Genomic DNA, 18659 nt, shown 5'->3' with positions numbered 1-18659 from the left:
CAAGCCCAACCTAGAGGCAAGAACTCTGCGCCGTCTACTGTCAGAACTTACAGGGTGGCGGTGTTTTCCGACCGACGGCGCCAAGCGCTGCGGGACGTGCTGCCCTTACATAGTTAACACCTGGCCCTGGGCTGTTTTTGTTGTCATCGACCGTTCAATCAAACAGGGAGATGGCACATGCCAACCGTTGAACCCCTTAATGGCCTTTCGGGCAATCTGCACAACAACAGTACCTGGGCCCAGCAGCAAACCCTTGCCTTCATCCAGAAGGCCGTCGATGCGTCGATGGCCAGCCTGACGCCCGACCAGCGCACCCAATACATACGCCTACAGCGCGAGGCGACGGACGCGCTCCAGATGGTGGATCAGGAAAACCAGGCGCTGATCCAACAGTTCAAGCGCACAGGCCTGGCGCAACTGCGGGCGCGCCTGGGTGACAAGGATCCCGAGGCGTTTTTTATCCACACCGACTACCTGGAGAAAATCGACCACGGCATGCCCTGGAACCCACCCCGCCCGACACAGGCGTTGCGTGTGCCGCGCAGCGCGTTGCCGAGCGACCGCCCCTCACGGGCGCTGGACGAAACCAGCTACAAGCGCCACACCCGCTCGATGACCCTCTGGGAAGCGGCGTGCCTGAACTTCGGCGTTACTCGCAACATCTTGCAGGACTCAGGCTACAGCCTGGTGGAGGCCAGCTATATCAGCGGGCCGGAGGCCGACACCGACCCGGTCTCGGTCGAGGCTTTCATCGATATTGCCCGCGACCTGGACCTGGGCCTGCAACTCAAAAGAACCCTAGGCGCTGCCATGGGCCAGGGCGGTCGCATGCGCGCGCTGTTGCGTACCGCCACCCAGGCCTGCTTGCAATTCGACTTGCTGGAGTCGTACCGCAACCGAGCCCACACCGGTATCAGCCAGCCGCTTTACGAAGTGGCGCAAAGGATGGTCGACAACCCCACCCCCCACCACGGTATCGACACCATCAGCCTGGGCACCGACCTGTTCGAGTTCCCGTTCGCCGGCACCGAGAGCATGCCCATCCCCCTGGCGATCCTCACGCTCGACGACAATGCCGGCGTGCTGTCCTACTTCCCTGCGCGGCCCAGCGGCCCTTGGCAACACCACGAAAACGCCGCACAAGCGGCTGCCGACTTCATGAACCAACTGCGCGACGGGCACGACAAGCGCAACCTGGGTTGGCTGTCGCGGCAACTGGCCTTGCGCGACCTGGCCCGTTTCAACAAACTGCTGGCCCCCTCAGCGCGCCCGGAAGGCATGAACTGGCTGGCCGAGTTGCTGTATGACGGGTTTCACCTGCTGGTGGAAAAGCGCAACCTGGAGCATCTGCGCTTTAAGACCGATGCCACCCCCGAACGCCCGCGTACCCTGCTCGACACCCTGACCAACCACAGCCTCCAGCGCTACCACACCAACCTGAGCAGCATGGCCAGCGTGCGCTCGGAGGTGGACTGGCAGGCCGTCAAGGACGCGGTCGCCGCCATCGCCAGTGAAGTCATGGGAGTGCTGCTGACTCCCGTCCCTGGCGGCCTCACCGGGGTGCAGCGCGCCCTGCAATACATCGTCATGGGCAGCCTGAGCTACAGCACCCTGGTCGGGGTCAGCGAGCTGGCCAAGGGCGAGCCCGACACCCTGGCCAGCACCCTGAGCGACTTGATAGACATGGCCATCAGTGCCCGTTTGATGTCTGTGGCCGGGCGCGCCCAGCAGTTGCGCATCAACCAGCACCTCATGCGCCTGGGCAACCCACAGGCCGTCAGCCTGCCCAATGGCGAGGCCATGCTGTGGAAACCAGACCTGACACCCTATGCGATCCCCGCCCAGGGTTTGCTCGATGGCCAACAGACCAATGCCCAGGGCATCTACCTGCTGCACGGCAAGACGTTCGCCAAATTGCACAACGGTGAGCGCGCGCTCGTGGCGCAGATCAGCTATGACGAGCCAAATAAACGCTACACCCTGGTGCCGCGAGACGGCTCGTCTTATCAGCCGACGGTAACGTTCGACCCCTCCACCCAGCGCTGGAAGCTCAACCCCCATGACACCCACGCCCTGGACGACGTCGCCCTGCTGCAACGCCTGCTGCCCGATGGCGACCAGGCCATCCCCCTCGGCGAACTGGCCCAAACCCTCAAGAGCACCGCCACGCCCCGGGCGACCCTCGACGCGGTGTGGCAGGGCGAGGAAGCGCCGCTGAACCTGACCGAAGGGGTGCGCCGCGTACAGGCAGATCGGTTGATCCAGCGCATCATCAGCGACCTGCCCCAGCGCGGGCACATGCCCGCCTACAGCGACAGTACCGTGCTGGCGCTGCTCACCCGGCTACCGGACTGGCCCGGCAATACGCGGATCGATATCTATGACCCCCAGGGCACGTTGATCGAAGCCTATGGCGAAGCCGACGCCCACCAGCGCATCGAATTACGCCGCCGCGACGATGAGACCTACGTCGCCCGCCACGACCCCAGCGAAAAAACCGCCACCCGCGAACAGCTCTTTGAACTGATTGTGCGCCAGCAACCGGCCGACTCGGCCCTGGGCATGGCGGGCCTGCTGGCGCGCCCACTCAGCGCGCGCATCGTCGACATCCGCCAGCAGATCGCAGCCCTGGCCGAATCGGAGCAGAACCTGTTGTTCGAGGCCCTGACCCTCTTCGCCGGCCAGGAGAAAAAACATTTACCCGAGGCCGAGGGTGCGCGCCGCTTCCTGCCCCTCCAGGCGCCACGCCCCCTGGTCGAGGTGACACCGCTGCTGAGCAAGCTGCGCGCCCTCAACCCACCGTTGACCGTCGCTAACCTGGAAGTGCTGCTGCGCCAGGCGCCGTTAAATCCGCGCCAGCAAGAGGAGTTCCTCAGGGGTGGGACACTGCCTTCCTCGTTCAAGGAACTGATCGACCACCATCGCACCGTTCTGCAAATCGACAGCGCCATTGATGCGCTCTACCACCCGCGCCAATACAACGCCAGCCAGCACCAATGGGCCTACGAATTCGCTTCGGCACTGATCCTGCGCCAGTTCAAACGTCCATTGCTGCTGACCCAGGTGCCGGACCGTAGCGCCTTCCAACCCACGGCGAAGGACACAACGGTCATTGAGCTTTGCCACTATGGCGCAGGCCACTATGAAGCCTATGACAGCGTCCTGGGGCGCACGCTGCCCACGGCCGCCGGCCCCGACAGTTTCTACCTGGCCCTCGGCTCGGCCCTGCACCCGCGCGAACTCGCCGAGCTAGGCATGAGCGGTGCGAACGACAGCCAGACCCTGCGCAATGTGCTGGGCGACCTGATGAGCAAGCAACGCGGTGCGCGCGGCTTCATCAACTTGCTCGGCCGCTCGCTGGCGCAGTACGAGCGAGGGGTAATTTTGCCCAGCGACCTGCGGCCCACCTCGCGGGGAATTTTCGAGCATCAGGGTCACCAGTACCTACCACTGCTGGGTTCGCTCTACGAGATCACCTTCGATGCGGCACAGCGCAAATGGCGCCTCAAGCACCCCTCCCAGGCGGGCATCGAGACGCCGACTTTGGAACACAACAACGAGGGCGCCTGGCGGCTCTCCAGTGAAGACCCGATGACCTGGAGCGACACCCAGTTGTTCCATCGCCTGAGCGCGCAACACAACAGCTTTACCGACCAGACCGCCAGCGACATCCTGGCCGTCACCCAGACCCCGGCGCGCCTGTTGCGCCAGGTACACGCCACCCAAGTCCCGGCGCCACCGTTATTGGCCGACACCAGCAAGCGCTTTCGCCTGGAGCAGGAAACGGCGAACTTCATCGACGCCATGCACAACCCGTTCTCCCTCACCAACGCCAACCCGCAGATGGTGCTGCTGTTGCTGCCCAACCTGCCGAACTGGCCCGCTACCCACGTCCTGCAACTGGTCGACCAGGATGGCGCGGTGCTACAGCAGTACCCCAACGCCGACCCCGCACGCACGCACAAGCTCACCGTGCCCGAACACCAACTCAGCACCCCAGCGCTGCTCAGGGCGACCATCAGCAGCAGAGAAATGACCCAGGCCCTGCTCGGTGAGCTGCCCGCGTCCATTGAAGAACGCATGCTCAAAGTGGCCGGTAAAGTAGCGGCCGCCGCCCTCAGGGAAAAAAGCCAACTCATCGACACCCTGTACGAACGCAGCGAAAAAAACGCCACCGAGCTTGAGTTGAAAATCAAGGTCCGGCACCCCCAACTGCCCAACACCCTGGTCAAAGCCGTGCTGGCCCACGCCACGGGCAGGGAACTCAAGCAATTGCAAGACAGCAACCAAGTGGGCCTGCGTTTGAGCGAGCAAATCCACCGCTGCGGCCATGACGTGCGCCTTAACCGCGCCTACGAAGGCCTGTTCCGCGAAGCGTTGAGCAATGCCGACAGCGAGAAAATCACCCTGCATCTGCTCAACGCATTGCCCAACTGGCCCACAAGCCTGCGCCTGCAAGTGCGCCGTGCCAGCCTGGATGGCGAAGTACTGCATACCGCCGGCAACCCGGCCGCGCCCACGGCCAGGGTGCTGGTGCGCCGCCCCGAGGGCTACCAGGTCGTGGATGCTCTGGGCGCGGCCCTGACTCCGGCGCCCGCTACCGGCAACAACCTGCTGGCTTCGATCCTGGCCACCCTGTCGGCCAGCGACCGCACGGCTCTGGGCCTGCCCGCGCAACAGGCCGAAGAGGCCCTGCGCCAGAAAATCATCGACCTGGCCCTGAACCGACGCGTGGAGATCAAGTCCCTGCTGGACTTACCCCACCTGCAACCCTGGATGCGCCCGGCCATGCCGATCGAGAGCACCTTCACTGTTTACCCGTTCTGGGAACGCCTGTGGCCGCGCCGGGGCCAGCGCGCGCCCGACCCGGTGCGTGAAGTGCAGCGCCTCTTCCCCCGCTACACCTCGCAGCAGGCCCGCGCCTTTGTCGAGGCCCAAGGCCTGGAGCCCCCGGCGCTGTTGCTGGAGCTGGAACGCCGCAGTACCGAGTACCACCAGATGAACGTGATTACCAACCAGTGGATCGATAGCCCCGCGGCCAATAACCTGGAGCGCGCGGACCGCTACGACAGGGTCCAGCACGGTAGGCGCCAAGTCCTGGAGCAACTGCAGCGGGCCTGGCGCCGAGAAAGCGAAGAGCTGTATTACGCCGGCGAGTTCGACACACCGATGCTCAGGCTTGAATGCCGCTACAACGACCTACCGCCGTCGACCTTCATCGACGGCACGCGCGGCTTCGAGCACATCCAGCACCTGCACATCACCGGAGGTCGCCCGCTCGCCAATCTGGGCGATTTTTTAAGCAAATTCACCAGCCTGCACTCCCTGACCCTGGAGTGCGCCCTCACCGAACTGCCCACTAGCATCACACAAATGACCGGGCTCACCGACCTGTACCTGAACCACAACCAGATCCGCCTCGATGAGAACGCCGTGCAACGCCTGAGCACCATGACCGCGTTGCGCACCCTGGTGTTGGGCTACAACCCCCTGGGCATGACGCCTGACGTGAGCGCCATGACCCACTTGCAAACCCTTGATCTGCGTTCGACCGGCATCCGCACCTGGCCCGAGGGCAGCTGGCTACACGCGAGCCTGTTGACCCAGTACCTGCAAGACAACCAGCTCACCGAAGTACCCGACGCCGTGTTGAACCAAGCCACCCCCCTGAGCGTCAACACCCTGATGCACGGCAACCCTTTCAGCGAACAGACCCTGGTGCGCCTTGGCCAATACATCGAGCGTACTCACGCGCCCCTGAACAACGACTTGGCGCCTGTCGCCCACTCGCCTGAAGCCATCGACGCGTTGTCGCTGTGGCTGGAAAAAGTGCCCCCCGGGGAACACACGCAACGGTCCGAGCTATGGCAGCTGTTGCAGGTGGAGGTCGAAGGCCAGCCCCTGGCCGCGGATACCTTCCGCGTCCTGCGCGACCTGACCGCCAGCGCCCCCTTCATCGGCGGCGACGCCACCCGCCAAGCCATCACCGCACGGGTCTGGGCCTTGCTCACCGCCATGGGCGAGTCCACCGAACTGCGCAACAACGTGTTCAATTCGGTGTATGCCGGGGGCACCTGCGGCGATGGGGCGATTCTGACCTTCATCAATATGGAAATCGAAGCACGTAAATTCGCTGCCAAGAACCAGTCCGCCAGCGCTGAGGCCGACAAGCAAGTGCTGGAGCTGTGCCGCTCGCTGTTTTATCTCGACCAGGTCGACAGCATCGCCCGCACCTACATCGACCGACGCCTGATGACCGGCGTCGACCCCGACACGGTAGATGCCGCCGAAATCATTCTTTACCTGCGCACGGAGCTGGCAGCGGAGTTCAACCTACCGCCCCACCCCAGGGACATGATGCTCTACGGCACCGACATCACCGACGTCGAGCTGGCGCAGGCGCGCGCACGCCTGCGCACCCTGCAAAACACCCCGGCCGCGGACGAATCGATCCTGCTCAGCGAACTGTGGCGCGAGTACCTGTTCCTCAGTGCCAACGAGCCGTTCTCCCACATCGCCGCCACCTACCGGCAAAGGACCCAGATCCTGGACAAGGAAGTCACGGACAAACGTTCGGAAGGCTACCTGGAACGGCGCCAATCACTGATCGATGAGGAAAATATGGAGAAGGAACGCCAGGTCCGGCTTTACACCGAAGCCGCGCTGCTGAGGCAACAACGTGTGGAGGGAGGGTCAGGTAGCCAGGCCAACTGACTACCACCCCCACGCGCACCCAGGCTGGCGCGCGTGGGGGGGTTCAGCGTCAGCCCATCAGGCCGAAGGCGCAACCGGCTCCTTGACCGGAGTCGGTTGCAGCTTGAACGCGTAGAACACCAGCGTCAGGAACACCAGGAACACCGGGCCGACGTACAGCGCGATGCGGGTGTCCGGGAAGTACGCCATCAGGCCCACCACCAACACCAGGAACGCCAGCGCCACATAGGAGCTGACCGGGTAGAACCACATGCGATAGCTCAGGCCATCACGCTCGGCCGGGGTCAGGCTTTTGCGGAACTTGAGCTGCGCCAGCAGGATCATGGCCCAGGTCCAGATCGCGCCGAAGGTGGCAATCGAGGTCACCCAGACAAAGACTTTTTCCGGCACCAGGTAGTTGAGCAACACACCCAGCAACAGCGCGGCAATCGACAGCAGCAAGGCGCGACGCGGCACACCGTTGCTCGAGGTCTTGGCGAAACCGGCCGGGGCCTGGCCGTTCTGCGCCAGGCTATAGAGCATGCGCCCGGTGCTGAAAATGCCACCGTTGCACGACGACAGCGCTGCGGTAATCACCACGAAGTTGATGATGCCCGCCGCCGTTTTGATGCCCAAGCGCTCGAAGGTCATCACGAAGGGGCTGCCCTGGGTGCCGATTTCGTTCCACGGGTAGATCGACAGGATCACGAACAACGCACCGACGTAGAACAGCAGAATCCGCCAGAACACCGAGCCGATGGCGTCGGGAATGGTCTTGCGCGGGTTCTTCGCTTCACCGGCGGTCAGGCCGATCATCTCCACGCCCAGGTAGGCGAACATCACCATTTGCAAGGACATCAACACGCCCTGCACGCCGTTGGGCATGAAGCCGCCGTGGGCCCACAGGTTGGAAATCCCCAGCGCCACACCGTCGTTGCCGAAACCGAACGCGATCACGCCGATACCGCCGACCACCATCGCGATGATGGTGACGATCTTGATAAGGGCGAACCAGAACTCGAACTCACCGAAAGCCTTGACCGCGATCAGGTTGATCGAGCCCATGCTCACCAGGGCCGCCAGGGCCCAGATCCAGCGCGGCACCTCGGGGAACCAGACACCCATGTACACCGCCACCGCGGTGATTTCCGCGACGCAGGTCACCAGCCACAGAAACCAGTAGTTCCAACCGGTCAAAAAACCCGCCAACGGGCCCAGGTAGTCTTGCGCGTAACGGCTGAACGAGCCCGCCACCGGGTTGTGCACGGCCATCTCGCCGAGGGCGCGCATGATGACCAGGATCGCCAGGCCACCAATGATGTAGGACAGCATGATGGCCGGGCCGGCCATTTCAATGGCCTTGGCCGAACCGAGGAACAGACCGACGCCGATACAGGCGCCAAGCGCCATCAGGCGAATATGCCGTTCGCCGAGTTCGCGTTTGAGCGGGCCGCCTTGAGCGGTCTCGCCGTGGGGCATAGGGTTGCCGACTGGCATGGGAGTACAACCTCGTCTTGTTATTGGATATGAACCACCGAGTCCGCACATCCGCACCGGTAGGCTCGGGTGTACGCAGGCCGGATCCACTTTGTGAGCAGACCCGTCTTGTAGGACAAAACCTGCAAGATCAGCGGGGCGTGCAGTATAAAAAGCTCCCAGCAGGGCTTTTCACTCTATAAATGACAGTTTTCAGCGTTAATTCGGGGCAAAAGCCTTTTACACAAAAACACTTGCTTCGAGACGCCAGGCTTGTCTGCCAGAAAAAACGGCGGCGAGTATTGCACAGCCAAAGGGCAGCGTCATGCCCCTACCTTGGGCCAATTTACGCAGCGCCAAGGCTCTAGGGCGGGCCTGAGCCTTTCAACCCAGGCTCCTACAGGCCGGTGGGGTGGCAAGGGAAATACAGCGCCGCGCCCCTCATCGGTGGCAGCAACTGCCTTACCCCTAGCCACTCAGTGCCGCCATCGCGAGCAGGCTCGTTTCCACAGAGGAAAAATGAAAATCCCACCCGCACCACCGTTCAACTGTGGAAGCGGGCCGGGCGGCACTCCGCTTGCCCACGATCGCGTGTGTATGAAATATCCGACCCAAAACTCAATAATTACCCCACACCCTACAAAGAAATCTCTCCTCTACAATTTCTTCACACCCTACAGCCACCGTCTAAGCTTCAGACAAGTCCGATCAATCTGAGTGGAATGGATCAATCGACTATGGGTGCTTTGTTGCCAACCGATTCGAGTGAAGCACTGGTGCCAACTGACCGCGTGGATCAAACCCCTTTACCCGCCAGAAAACGCCCACTACGCCGCTACGGCTGGCGCATGTTCTGGCTGTTGCTGCTGATCGGCCTGATCTTCCTGGGGCTGGCAATTGCCCGGGAAAGCCGCACCTCCAAGCTCCAGGCCAGGGAATTCAGCCAACTGGCCGCGGCCCTGACCTACAGCCTGGAGCCGGGGCCCAGCGAGGCCATCGTCTACCCCGGTGACGGGCCGTTCGACAAACGTTTGGGCTACAGCCACATCGGAGATTTCGTACAGCGCCTGCTAAAGCGCAATTACGTTGTGCAGGAACAAACACGCTTTTCCCAAGCACTGCTGGACTACACCGATAAAGGCCTGTTCGTGCCCTACGCGGAGAAAATCCAGGCAGGGTTGTCGATCACCGATTGCCGCGCCGCACCGCTGTACCAATACAAATATCCCCAGCAGTTGTACCCGGACTTCGCCGCCATCCCGCCGTTGGTGGTCCATAGCCTGCTGTTCATCGAGAACCGAGACCTGCTCGACCCCAAGCAGCCGCTGGCCAACCCAGCCGTGGACTGGCCGCGTTTTGCCCGGGCCGCGTGGTCGCAAGTGGCGAAAATGCTCCACCTGCCGGGGCAGACAGCCGGGGGCAGCACCCTGGCCACCCAGTTGGAAAAGTACCGCCATTCCCCGGACGGGCTGACGGTGTCGGGCGCCGAGAAGCTGCGCCAGATGCTCTCGGCCAGCGTGCGCGCCTACCAGGCCGGGCCCCACACCGAGTTGGCGCGGCAGAACATCGTGCGTGATTACCTCAACAGCGTGCCGCTGTCGGCGGTGCCCGGCCACGGCGAGGTGCACGGCATGGCCGAAGGGTTGCGCGTGTGGTACGGCGCCGAGTTCAACCAGGTCAACGCGGCGTTGGCCAGCACCGCCAACGATGAGCAGAGCCTGGCCAAGCGCGGCCTGGCCTTGCGCCAGGTGTTGTCGTTGATGATCGCCCAGCGCCGCCCTTCCTATTACCTGGCCCGGGGCCGCGAGGATCTGGCCCGGCTGACCGACAGCCACATTCGCCTGCTGGCCCAGAACGGCGTGCTCGACGCGCCTCTCACCGCGGCCGCCCTGGGCAGCAAGGTGACCTACCGCGACTGGGTGCAGCAGCCGACGATCCAGCCCATCGAAACCAACAAAGGCATCAGCGTGGCGCGCAGCCGTTTGGGCGGCATGCTCAACCGCCCGTTGTACGACCTCGACCGCCTCGACCTGTCCGCCACCAGCACCCTGCAAGGCGACCTGCAAGCCCAGGCCACCACCTACCTCAAACGCCTCGCCGACCCGGCCTTCGCCGCCGAAATCGGCCTGCTGGGCGAGCGCCTGCTGACACCCACCAGCACCACCCAGGTGCGCTACAGCTTCACCCTGTTCGAGCTGACGCCCGACGGCTCGCGGGTGCGGGTGCAGACCGACAGCACCGACCAACCCTTCGACATCAACGAAGGCAGCAAGCTGGAGCTGGGCTCTACGGCGAAAATGCGCGTGCTCACCACTTACCTGCAAATCATCGCCGAGCTGCACGAACGCTACGCTGGGCAAAGCGTCGCCGAGCTGAAGAAAGCCGCCATTGCCGAACAGGATCGCCTGAGCCGCTGGGCCGTGGACTACCTGATCCAGAGCAACGACCGCACTCTGACGAAAATGCTCGGCGCGGCCCTGGACCGCAAATACTCGGCCAGCCCCGGCGAGGCGTTTTTCACCGGCGGCGGGTTGCACACCTTCAATAACTTTCGCAAGGAGGACAACGGCCGCTTGCCCACCCTGCGCGATGCGTTGCGCGAATCCATCAACCTGCCGTTCATTCGCCTGATGCGCGATTTGGTGCGCTACACCATCTACGCCGGCCCCAGCGAGCGCGCCGAACTGCTCAAGGACGACGCCAACCCGCGTCGCCAGGAATACCTGGCGCGCTTCGCCGACCGCGAAGGCACCTCGTTCCTGCAAAGGTTCTGGAAGAAGTACCAAAAGAAAGACACCCAGGCGCGCCTGGACACCTTCCTCGACAGCATGCACCCCACCGCCATGCGCCTGGCCGCCGTGCACCGCTACCTGCTGCCCGACGCCAGCCAGGAAAGCTTCAACCGCTTCGTGCGCGCCCACCTCAAGGGCGTGGCCAAGCCCGAGAAACTCACCGACGAACGCCTCGACAACCTGTATTACGCCTACGGCCCAGGCAAATACGACCTGCCCGACCAGGGGTTTATCGCCAAGGTCCACCCCCTGGACCTGTGGCTGATGGGCTACCTGCTGAACAACCCCGAGGCCCAGTTCAGCCAGATCGTCAAGGCCAGCGAGTTCGAACGCCAGGAGGTCTACAGTTGGCTGTTCAAGAGCCGCCACAAAGGCGCGCGCGACAGCCGCATCCGCACCATGCTGGAGATCGAAGCCTTCCTCGACATTCACCAGCGCTGGCAGAAAGTCGGCTACCCCTTCGACCACCTCGTGCCCTCCCTGGCCACCGCCATCGGCAGTTCAGGCGACCGCCCCGCCGCCCTCGCCGAGCTGATCGGGACGATCCTCAACGACGGCGTGCGCCGGCCCGCCGTACGCATCGACAGCCTGCACTTCGCCGCCAATACGCCCTATGAAACGCGCTTGGTCAGCGACCCTGACCGGGGCGAGCGGGTGATGCCCGTCGAGGTTGCCCGGGCCATGCGCGAGGCGTTGTCCCAAGTGGTCGACGCCGGCACCGCGCGGCGGGTGTCCGGCAGCTTCAAGTTGCCCGATGGCACGCCGCTGGCCATGGGCGGCAAAACCGGCACCGGCGACAACCGCATCGAAGCGGTGGGCGCCGGTGGGCGCATCCTCAGCTCCAAGGCCATCAACCGCACCGCGACTTTCGTCTTCTATATGGGCGACAGCCACTTCGGCACCCTCACCGCGTTCGTTCCCGGTGCCGGCGCCCAGGCCTACAAGTTCACCTCGGCGTTGCCGGTGCAGGTGCTCAAGGGCATGGCGCCGATCCTCACGCCGTACCTGCAACCGGGCAGTGCCACGGCATGCCAGCCGCCCGCGCCACCCCCCAAAGTAGTGGCCAATAAGGGCGGTAGTTAGTTATTAAGAGGCGTTTATTAATGGGGCAAAAACACTATATAAGTCTGCTTAACAGGCCATAAATCAAACTTATTATCCGCCCCGCACCTGCATAGACTTGAAGTTTAATTCGTCAACTTCAGGCCCATACCATGGTTTACCCGTTCTTTAACCCCACACCGCCATTAACCGCGCAAAGTGCACTAAAGGGGCAGCATTTCGAGCTCATCCAGCGCAACTTACCGCCTTGGATAACCACCATTGCCCCGCACCGCCTCAAGGCTTTGCAAGCCACCGGCTACCGCGCCTCCAGCCATTACCCCCACGCCAACACCGAGCAACACCAGGCCCTCAGGCACGCCATCGGCCAACAGTGGCGGACGCAAACGGCGGTGGATAAAAAACTCGACGCCCTGCGTGATGTTTATGCCTTCGCCGAACCGCTGTTAAAACAGGCACTCAATGCCTATGGCGAAGTCGACGTCAAACACGTATTCCTGCGCACCTATACCAGTGCCTCGTACATCACCGCCGGCCAGCAAAGTACAACTTCGTCTTTACTCGACCGCGCCTTGCACAACTTTGCCGCCGACGAAACCTTCACCGACTTTGCCTTTTTATCCGCTGCCGACGCGCGCGGGCAGCAAGACGTGCTGACCCTGCGCCACCGCACCACCGGCCAGGCGCTGAACCTGGACCAGTTCAAAGCCATTTGCCGCCAATTGGACATCGGCGCGCAGTATCAGGCCCAACTCCATAAGGTGCTGGGTGGCGGCTACCCGCAGGTCCAGCGAACGCTGCGCGAGGCGGTGATCGCCAGCCAGCAGGCCGCGTTCACCAGCGCCGTGCACCTGGCGCACATCAGCGGCGATATCAGCCAAGGCGCGATGCTCGCCCTGCTGCAATTGATCGACGCCCGCGGCCCCGTGGCGTTCGAGGACGGCGAGCTGCATGCCTACACCCTGAGCATCATGAATTGCACCTTGACCGGCGTGGTGCTGTTCTCCAGCAACGCCCAGGATGCGTCACGGATCAAACCGCTGATCGCCTACGTGCCCGGCGACCCCGAGCACCCCCTCAAGCAATACCCGTCCTCTGCGGCCTTCGTCCAAGAGCTGACCCGCCAACTGCGGGGCACGCCCAGCGAGCGTCCGGCGGGGCAGCGGTACCCGCAATTTTTTGCCCAGTTCATCGCCCACGCCCAGCGCGGTGCGTTTTTCAGCGGGCTGAACCGCCAGCTCAGCGAAATCACCTGGCACCAGCGCGAACGCGGCGAGCGGCTGCCCAGTTGGACCACTACGGCGGTGGAAAACCCGACGCTGTACTTCAGCGTGCAGGACATCCGCGACGACTATCAAAACCGCCCCAACGGCACCCCCGATAACCTGTGGCACTACCTCTACCGCACCCGGCTGAACAAGATCATCAACGACGCCCAAGACATCGCCGTCTCCACCCAGCGCGTAGACCAATTGGCGCGCCAGGCCTGGTGGGACAACCTCGAAGGCATCCTGGGCACCGCCCTTAACGTTGCGCTGCTGGTGGTCACGCCGTTCGTGCCGGTAATGGGGGAATTAATGCTGGCCTATACCGCCTATCAACTGACCGAGGAAGTCTTCGAGGGCGTGCTGGACTGGACCGAGGGCCTGGGCCGCGAGGCCGCCGAACACCTATTGGCGGTGGTTGAAAGCCTGCTGCAACTGGGCGAGTTCGCGGGCGCCGGGGAGATTGTCAAAGTGGCCCAGCTCAAGCTGTCGTTGTTCGTCGAAGGCATGCGCCCCGTGCAAACAAGCGATGGCCGGACCCGCCTCTGGCACCCAGACCTTGCGCCCTACGCGCAACCCGATCTGGCCCCGCCCACAGGCTCGCGGCCCCAAGCCTCGGGGCTGCACCGGCACCAGGGCAAAGACGTGCTGGCCGTGGACAACCGCCATTACGAGGTCGCGCGCGCCCCCCACGCGGGCGAGCACCGCATCCGCCACCCGCGCCGTGCCAACGCCTACCAGCCGCGGGTGCGCCTCAACGGCCACGGCGCCTGTGTGCTCGAAGGCGAACAACCACGCACCTGGAACACACCCACCCTGCTGCGCCGCCTCGGCCCCCGCACCCAGCCGTTCAGCGACCGGCAACTGGAGCAGATGCGCGTCATCAGCGGCACCGATGCTGGCGTGTTGCGGGGCATGTACCTGCGCAACGAACCGCTGCCGCCCCTGCTGGACGACACCCTCAAGCGCTTCGAAGCCGAGCACTACGCCCGCACGGCCAGCGAACTGACCCGCACCGGCCAGCCCCTGCCCGCCGACCCGGCCGCCGACTGGTTTGAACAATCGGTCACCGAACTCCCCGGCTGGCCCGCCGACAAGGCCCTTGAGGTGTTCATCAACAGCGACCTGAGCGGCGCCAGCCACAAATACGGCAACACCCAGGCAGGCCCCGGCGACACCCTGCAACTGGGGCTGGCCGAGGTCATGGCCGGCAAACTGGCCGAGCGCGTGCTGGGCTTTCTCGATGAAGGCCAGATCGAAACGCTACTGGGCGGCAAGATCCCTGCACCGCAACAAGTGCAAGCCCTGCGCAATGCCCTGGCCGACTACGTCACCGGCCAGACCGACGACATTGCCCGCCATGTCTACCGCGCCGGGCAAGTGAGCGACGATGCCCAGGTCAACCTGCTGCGCCAGTCTTTCCCCACCCTGGACAACAGCAGCGCAGAGCGCCTGCTGAGTACCGCCACCCCCACCGAACGCCAGACCATGGCCCAGGGCAACTACCTGCCGCTGCGCCTGGCCGAACAGGCCCGGGAGCTGAGCTTCGCCGCTGATTCGGCCCTGGCTTTTCGCGGCCTGCAGAACGCCGCGCGGATCAACGCCGACAGCGAAAACCTCGCGCTCAACGCCTTGCGCATTCACAGCGACCTGCTGGCCAACCTGCGCGTGCAGGTGCGCGAAACCAGCCCCAGCGGCACGTTGCGCTGTGAAGTAGGGCCGCAGGACGCCGCGCTGACCCGCGTCCTGGTGCGCCACTCCACGCAGGGCTACGAAGTGTTCGATGCCCAGGGCAACAAGCTGCAAGGCCTCAAGAACCTGTACGAGTCCATCATCGCCACCCTGCCGGCCGAAGGGCGCGCCGACATGGGCTTTGGCCCCGGCCAGGGCGCGCAACTCAAACAGTGGCTGATGGAAAAGCTCGAACCCCTGGCTGAACGCCGTACCGCCATCGCCCGCCCGCCCGTGCGCAGCAACACCGACCCACAAACCCAGGCCCTGCTCGGCGGCCCCGCCTACAGCCGCCTACGCGCCCTGTATATGCCGCAGACCGAAGCCGAACAAACGCTGCACAACCTGTTCCCTACCCTCAGCGGCGAACAGGTCAAGGCACTGATCGCGAAAATGGAACCGGACAAGGTGGCGCAGTACCTGGAAAAGTTCGCCCTGGAAAACTACCGCGTGCCCCGCGAGCTGGAACAGTGGCGCCGTTCCCCCTCTGCGTGGGCCAAAGGCAGCGTCGAAGACGTGGTCGAACGCGAGCGTCGTGACTCCCTCGCCCAACGCCTGCTGCAAGGCTGGGAGAATCGCCTGCTGTTCTTCATCGAAGTACCCATCCGCCAAACCTACGGCTCAGAACTCAACCTGGCCCATGTGCCGCTGCCCGACAGCCTGCCGGTGCTGACCGACGAATTGGTGCACGTGCGCTCGGTGCTGCTCAACAACAGCGGCTTCAGCGCCCGCCATGCACCCTTCCTGGAACTGTTCCCCTCGTTGCAGATCCTGGGGCTGGCCAACAACGAGCTGACCGAGTTGCCCGAGGTGTTCACCACCCTCACGCACCTGGAATACCTCGACCTGCACAACAACCGCATCGTCGACGCATCGCCCCTCAACAGCCTCAAGGAGTTGACTGAAATCGACCTCAGTTCCAACCCGCTCACCGTCGCCCCAGACGTCAGTGCCATGGCGCACCTGCGCCAATTGAACCTCAACCGCACCCAACTGACGCAGTGGCCCAAAGGCCTGTTCGTGCTGCCGCGGGTCAGCGACTTCACCCTGCAGGCCGTTGGCGTGCCCTTGCGCCAACTGCCGATGGCACCGCCCGTGCCCGAGGCGGCAGAAATCATCGCGCGCATCCGCCTGAACCGCACCACCCTGGACTTCGACCAGCAGCAGGCCTACGAGCAGTACCGCAACGCCGTGGGGCTGGACCCTCACCGCACCTATGAGCCCAAGGGCGACTATCGCTACTGGCTGACTGACCTCGCCCCGTACCGGCACAGCGAGTTTTCCGAACAATGGCTGGCGGTAGAGCGCGAGCATGGCTCCCAGGGCTTTTTCGAAGTCATCAAGGCCCTGGAGACCTATGACGACTACCAGGACCCGCAGGATTGGGACCGCTACGAAGAGAACCGCCAACGGGTGGCTGAGCAGGTGGCGATGATGCTCGCCCAGGCCCATGCCGACAGCGCACTGCGCGCCCGCTTGTTCCAGATGGCGAGCTTCCCCGGCCTGTGCGCCGACGGCGCGGCGCAGATCTTCAACAACATGGGCATTGAAACCCTGGCGACCCTGAACGAACGCTACGCCCATGGCGACCGCCAGCACCAACTGGTGACCCTGGCCAAGGGCGCCGCGCGGCTCAAGTTACTGGGCAAGGTGGTGCGCCAGGACATCGCCCTGCGCACGCGCCCCCGCGAAGAGGGCGGGCAAGGCCTGTGGCATCGCTCGCAGATGCGCGACACCGCCGAAGGCCCCAGGCCCGGCGAGGTGGACGAGGTGGAAATCCACCTGGCCTATGAAACGTCCCTGGCCAAGAGGCTGGACTTGCCCTGGGTCACCGACCACATGCACTACCGCGACAGCGCCCAGGTCAGCGCAGACATGACCGAAAATGCTTACCAGATGGTGCTCACGCTCAGCGAGGGCGATGGCCTGGTGGACCAGATGCTGTTGGAGCCGTACTGGGAAACCTACCTGCGCAACCGCTACAACGCCCAGTACCAGAGCAACGAACAAGCCGTCGCGCTGAAACTGGAAAAACTCGATGAGTTGCAGGAGCTACTCGACACCGTGGCACAAGCCAAAGAGGCCGGCACCCCCATGGACGACGCACAGCAAACCACCCTGCAAGCGTTGGCCCAGGAACTGGGCATCCCCATCGCCGAGGTTGCCCCAGGCACCCGGATGAACAGCACACGCTACGCGCAACTGCTCACCGACCTGGGCGAAACCCGCAAGCAGTGGGCCCGCGACCTCACCCGCCAGGCCCTGCAAACCGCCGAAGCCCGGGGCTACGCGAATCAGGCCTAAACCCACCGCTGCCCCGTGGCTGGGGATGGAGTTAGAGCTGTGGGGGCGGGCCTGCCCGCCCCCACAAACAGCAACCTCCCATACCGATTTGCGCCACCACAAAAGTGGCCGCCCCGGCCAGCTCAGATCTGCGAATCCCAGACCACCGTGACGTTACCCTTGTAGGTACCCGCCTCCCGCGTGAGCATCTGCTCCACATCTGCCTGGCGAATCTCGAAATGCAAGGTACCGGGCTTGAAATCCACATAGCGGGACGGTTGCAACAGCTCGGTGCCTGCCCCGCTGAGTAGCAGCGGCCGACGCGTCACGGCTTCTCCACTGCTCCCCACCAAACCATTGGGCAAGCTCACTTGCACATGCAGCGGCACCTGGTTGCCCAAGCGGTCTTGCAAGCCACAGGTATCGCCCACCGGGTACTGGCACTGCATCTGCATCTTGAAGCGCGAGGTGGTGGAAATGACGAAGGTCTGGTCGCGGAACAACCGCGCAGGCTTGCGCCCGCTATTGAGCCACCCCTGCCAACCACCCAGGGGCACCAAGTCGACTTTGTTGCCACCCGGTGGGATATCGACTTTGAGGGTGTGCTGCACCGCCAGCACGAAGTTCAGGGTCAGGGCGCCGTCATCGGGAATCATCACATCCCCCATGTCGAAGTCCTGATTGGGCCCCAAGGTGTAGGTCAGGCTGCCGGTGTACATACCGGAGAGCATCTTCAACGGGTCGGGGGTCTGGAGCTGATAGGCCATGTCCAGGTAGTCATAGGTCATGAAAGGGATGCGATAGCTGGCGCGCTTGGCGCACACCGCCTCGGCGGGTGTACGCCAGAAAAACATGTAGGTATACGCCGTGTATGCAGCCAACCCGCTGTACAAGCAGGCGGGCGGTGGGTACACCCAACTGGCGCCCCCCCACAACAGGTAGTGGCCATTGCCAGGGGTGTTCTCCACCAACTCGTTGACCGGTTGGTTGAACCGATAAGTTGAACCCAAGCCGTGAATGCGCAACTTGAGTGTTTGCACTTCCCCCGTGGCCGCATGGGTCACGGTCAGCTCCCGCCAGTTAGCGGGCACCTTGAACATGGCGCCATCGCGTTCGTTGGCGTGGTTAGCCTCGATCGCCCGGCTGCTGGTGAAGCGAATAGGCAGGCGAATGCTGAACATGCCAAACGACTGGCACACCCCCGGATAGATCGCGCAATAACCCGAATTGGGAGTGGTGTTGACGAACTCATTGCGCATCGGATGACTGGGGCTGGGCTGAAACACCGCATCGATTCGCTGGGTCGCGGCCCCGGCCGCGGCCATGAACAAAACGCCGGATAGACCCACTAAAGGGG

5 protein-coding genes are annotated in these 18659 nt (G+C 63.7%); 3 read left to right on the top strand and 2 right to left on the bottom strand.

Annotation, left to right across the window (positions count from 1 at the left end; translation table 11 throughout):
* Positions 1-177: 177 nt before the first annotated feature.
* Positions 178-6714, top strand: coding sequence for an NEL-type E3 ubiquitin ligase domain-containing protein (locus tag CKW13_RS07670; RefSeq protein ID WP_095107987.1), 6537 nt, complete (start codon positions 178-180; stop codon positions 6712-6714).
* Between the two features lie 57 nt (positions 6715-6771).
* Here CKW13_RS07670 and CKW13_RS07665 read toward each other — a convergent pair whose 3' ends face one another.
* Positions 6772-8190, bottom strand: a complete 1419-nt coding sequence (locus CKW13_RS07665; protein ID WP_095107986.1) for an amino acid permease — start codon at positions 8188-8190, stop codon at positions 6772-6774.
* Between the two features lie 716 nt (positions 8191-8906).
* Between CKW13_RS07665 and CKW13_RS07660 the strand changes: the two genes are divergently transcribed.
* Entirely contained in the window at positions 8907-12044 is a 3138-nt protein-coding gene (locus tag CKW13_RS07660; RefSeq protein WP_095107985.1) for a transglycosylase domain-containing protein, read from the top strand.
* A 131-nt stretch (positions 12045-12175) separates the two neighbouring features.
* Positions 12176-17323, top strand: a complete 5148-nt coding sequence (locus CKW13_RS07655) for a dermonecrotic toxin domain-containing protein (RefSeq protein ID WP_095107984.1) — start codon at positions 12176-12178, stop codon at positions 17321-17323.
* Positions 17324-17445: 122 nt separating this feature from the next.
* Here CKW13_RS07655 and CKW13_RS07650 read toward each other — a convergent pair whose 3' ends face one another.
* A complete protein-coding gene (locus CKW13_RS07650) occupies positions 17446-18627 on the bottom strand; it encodes a hypothetical protein (protein ID WP_095107983.1) in 1182 nt (393 codons plus the stop codon).
* Positions 18628-18659 lie beyond the last annotated feature (32 nt).

Source organism: Pseudomonas sp. Irchel 3E20, from assembly GCF_900187645.1.
Taxonomy (GTDB): domain Bacteria; phylum Pseudomonadota; class Gammaproteobacteria; order Pseudomonadales; family Pseudomonadaceae; genus Aquipseudomonas.
Note: the sequence above shows the minus strand (reverse complement) of the source record. Positions and strands in the feature narration are given on the sequence as shown.

Coding starts and splice junctions, on each gene's coding strand:
- CKW13_RS07670 (WP_095107987.1), top strand. CDS start 178: ATGCCAACCGTTGAACCCCTTAATGGCCTTTCGGGCAATCTGCACAAC.
- CKW13_RS07650 (WP_095107983.1), bottom strand. CDS start 18,627: ATGGCCGCGGCCGGGGCCGCGACCCAGCGAATCGATGCGGTGTTTCAG.
- CKW13_RS07655 (WP_095107984.1), top strand. CDS start 12,176: ATGGTTTACCCGTTCTTTAACCCCACACCGCCATTAACCGCGCAAAGT.
- CKW13_RS07665 (WP_095107986.1), bottom strand. CDS start 8,190: ATGCCAGTCGGCAACCCTATGCCCCACGGCGAGACCGCTCAAGGCGGC.
- CKW13_RS07660 (WP_095107985.1), top strand. CDS start 8,907: ATGGGTGCTTTGTTGCCAACCGATTCGAGTGAAGCACTGGTGCCAACT.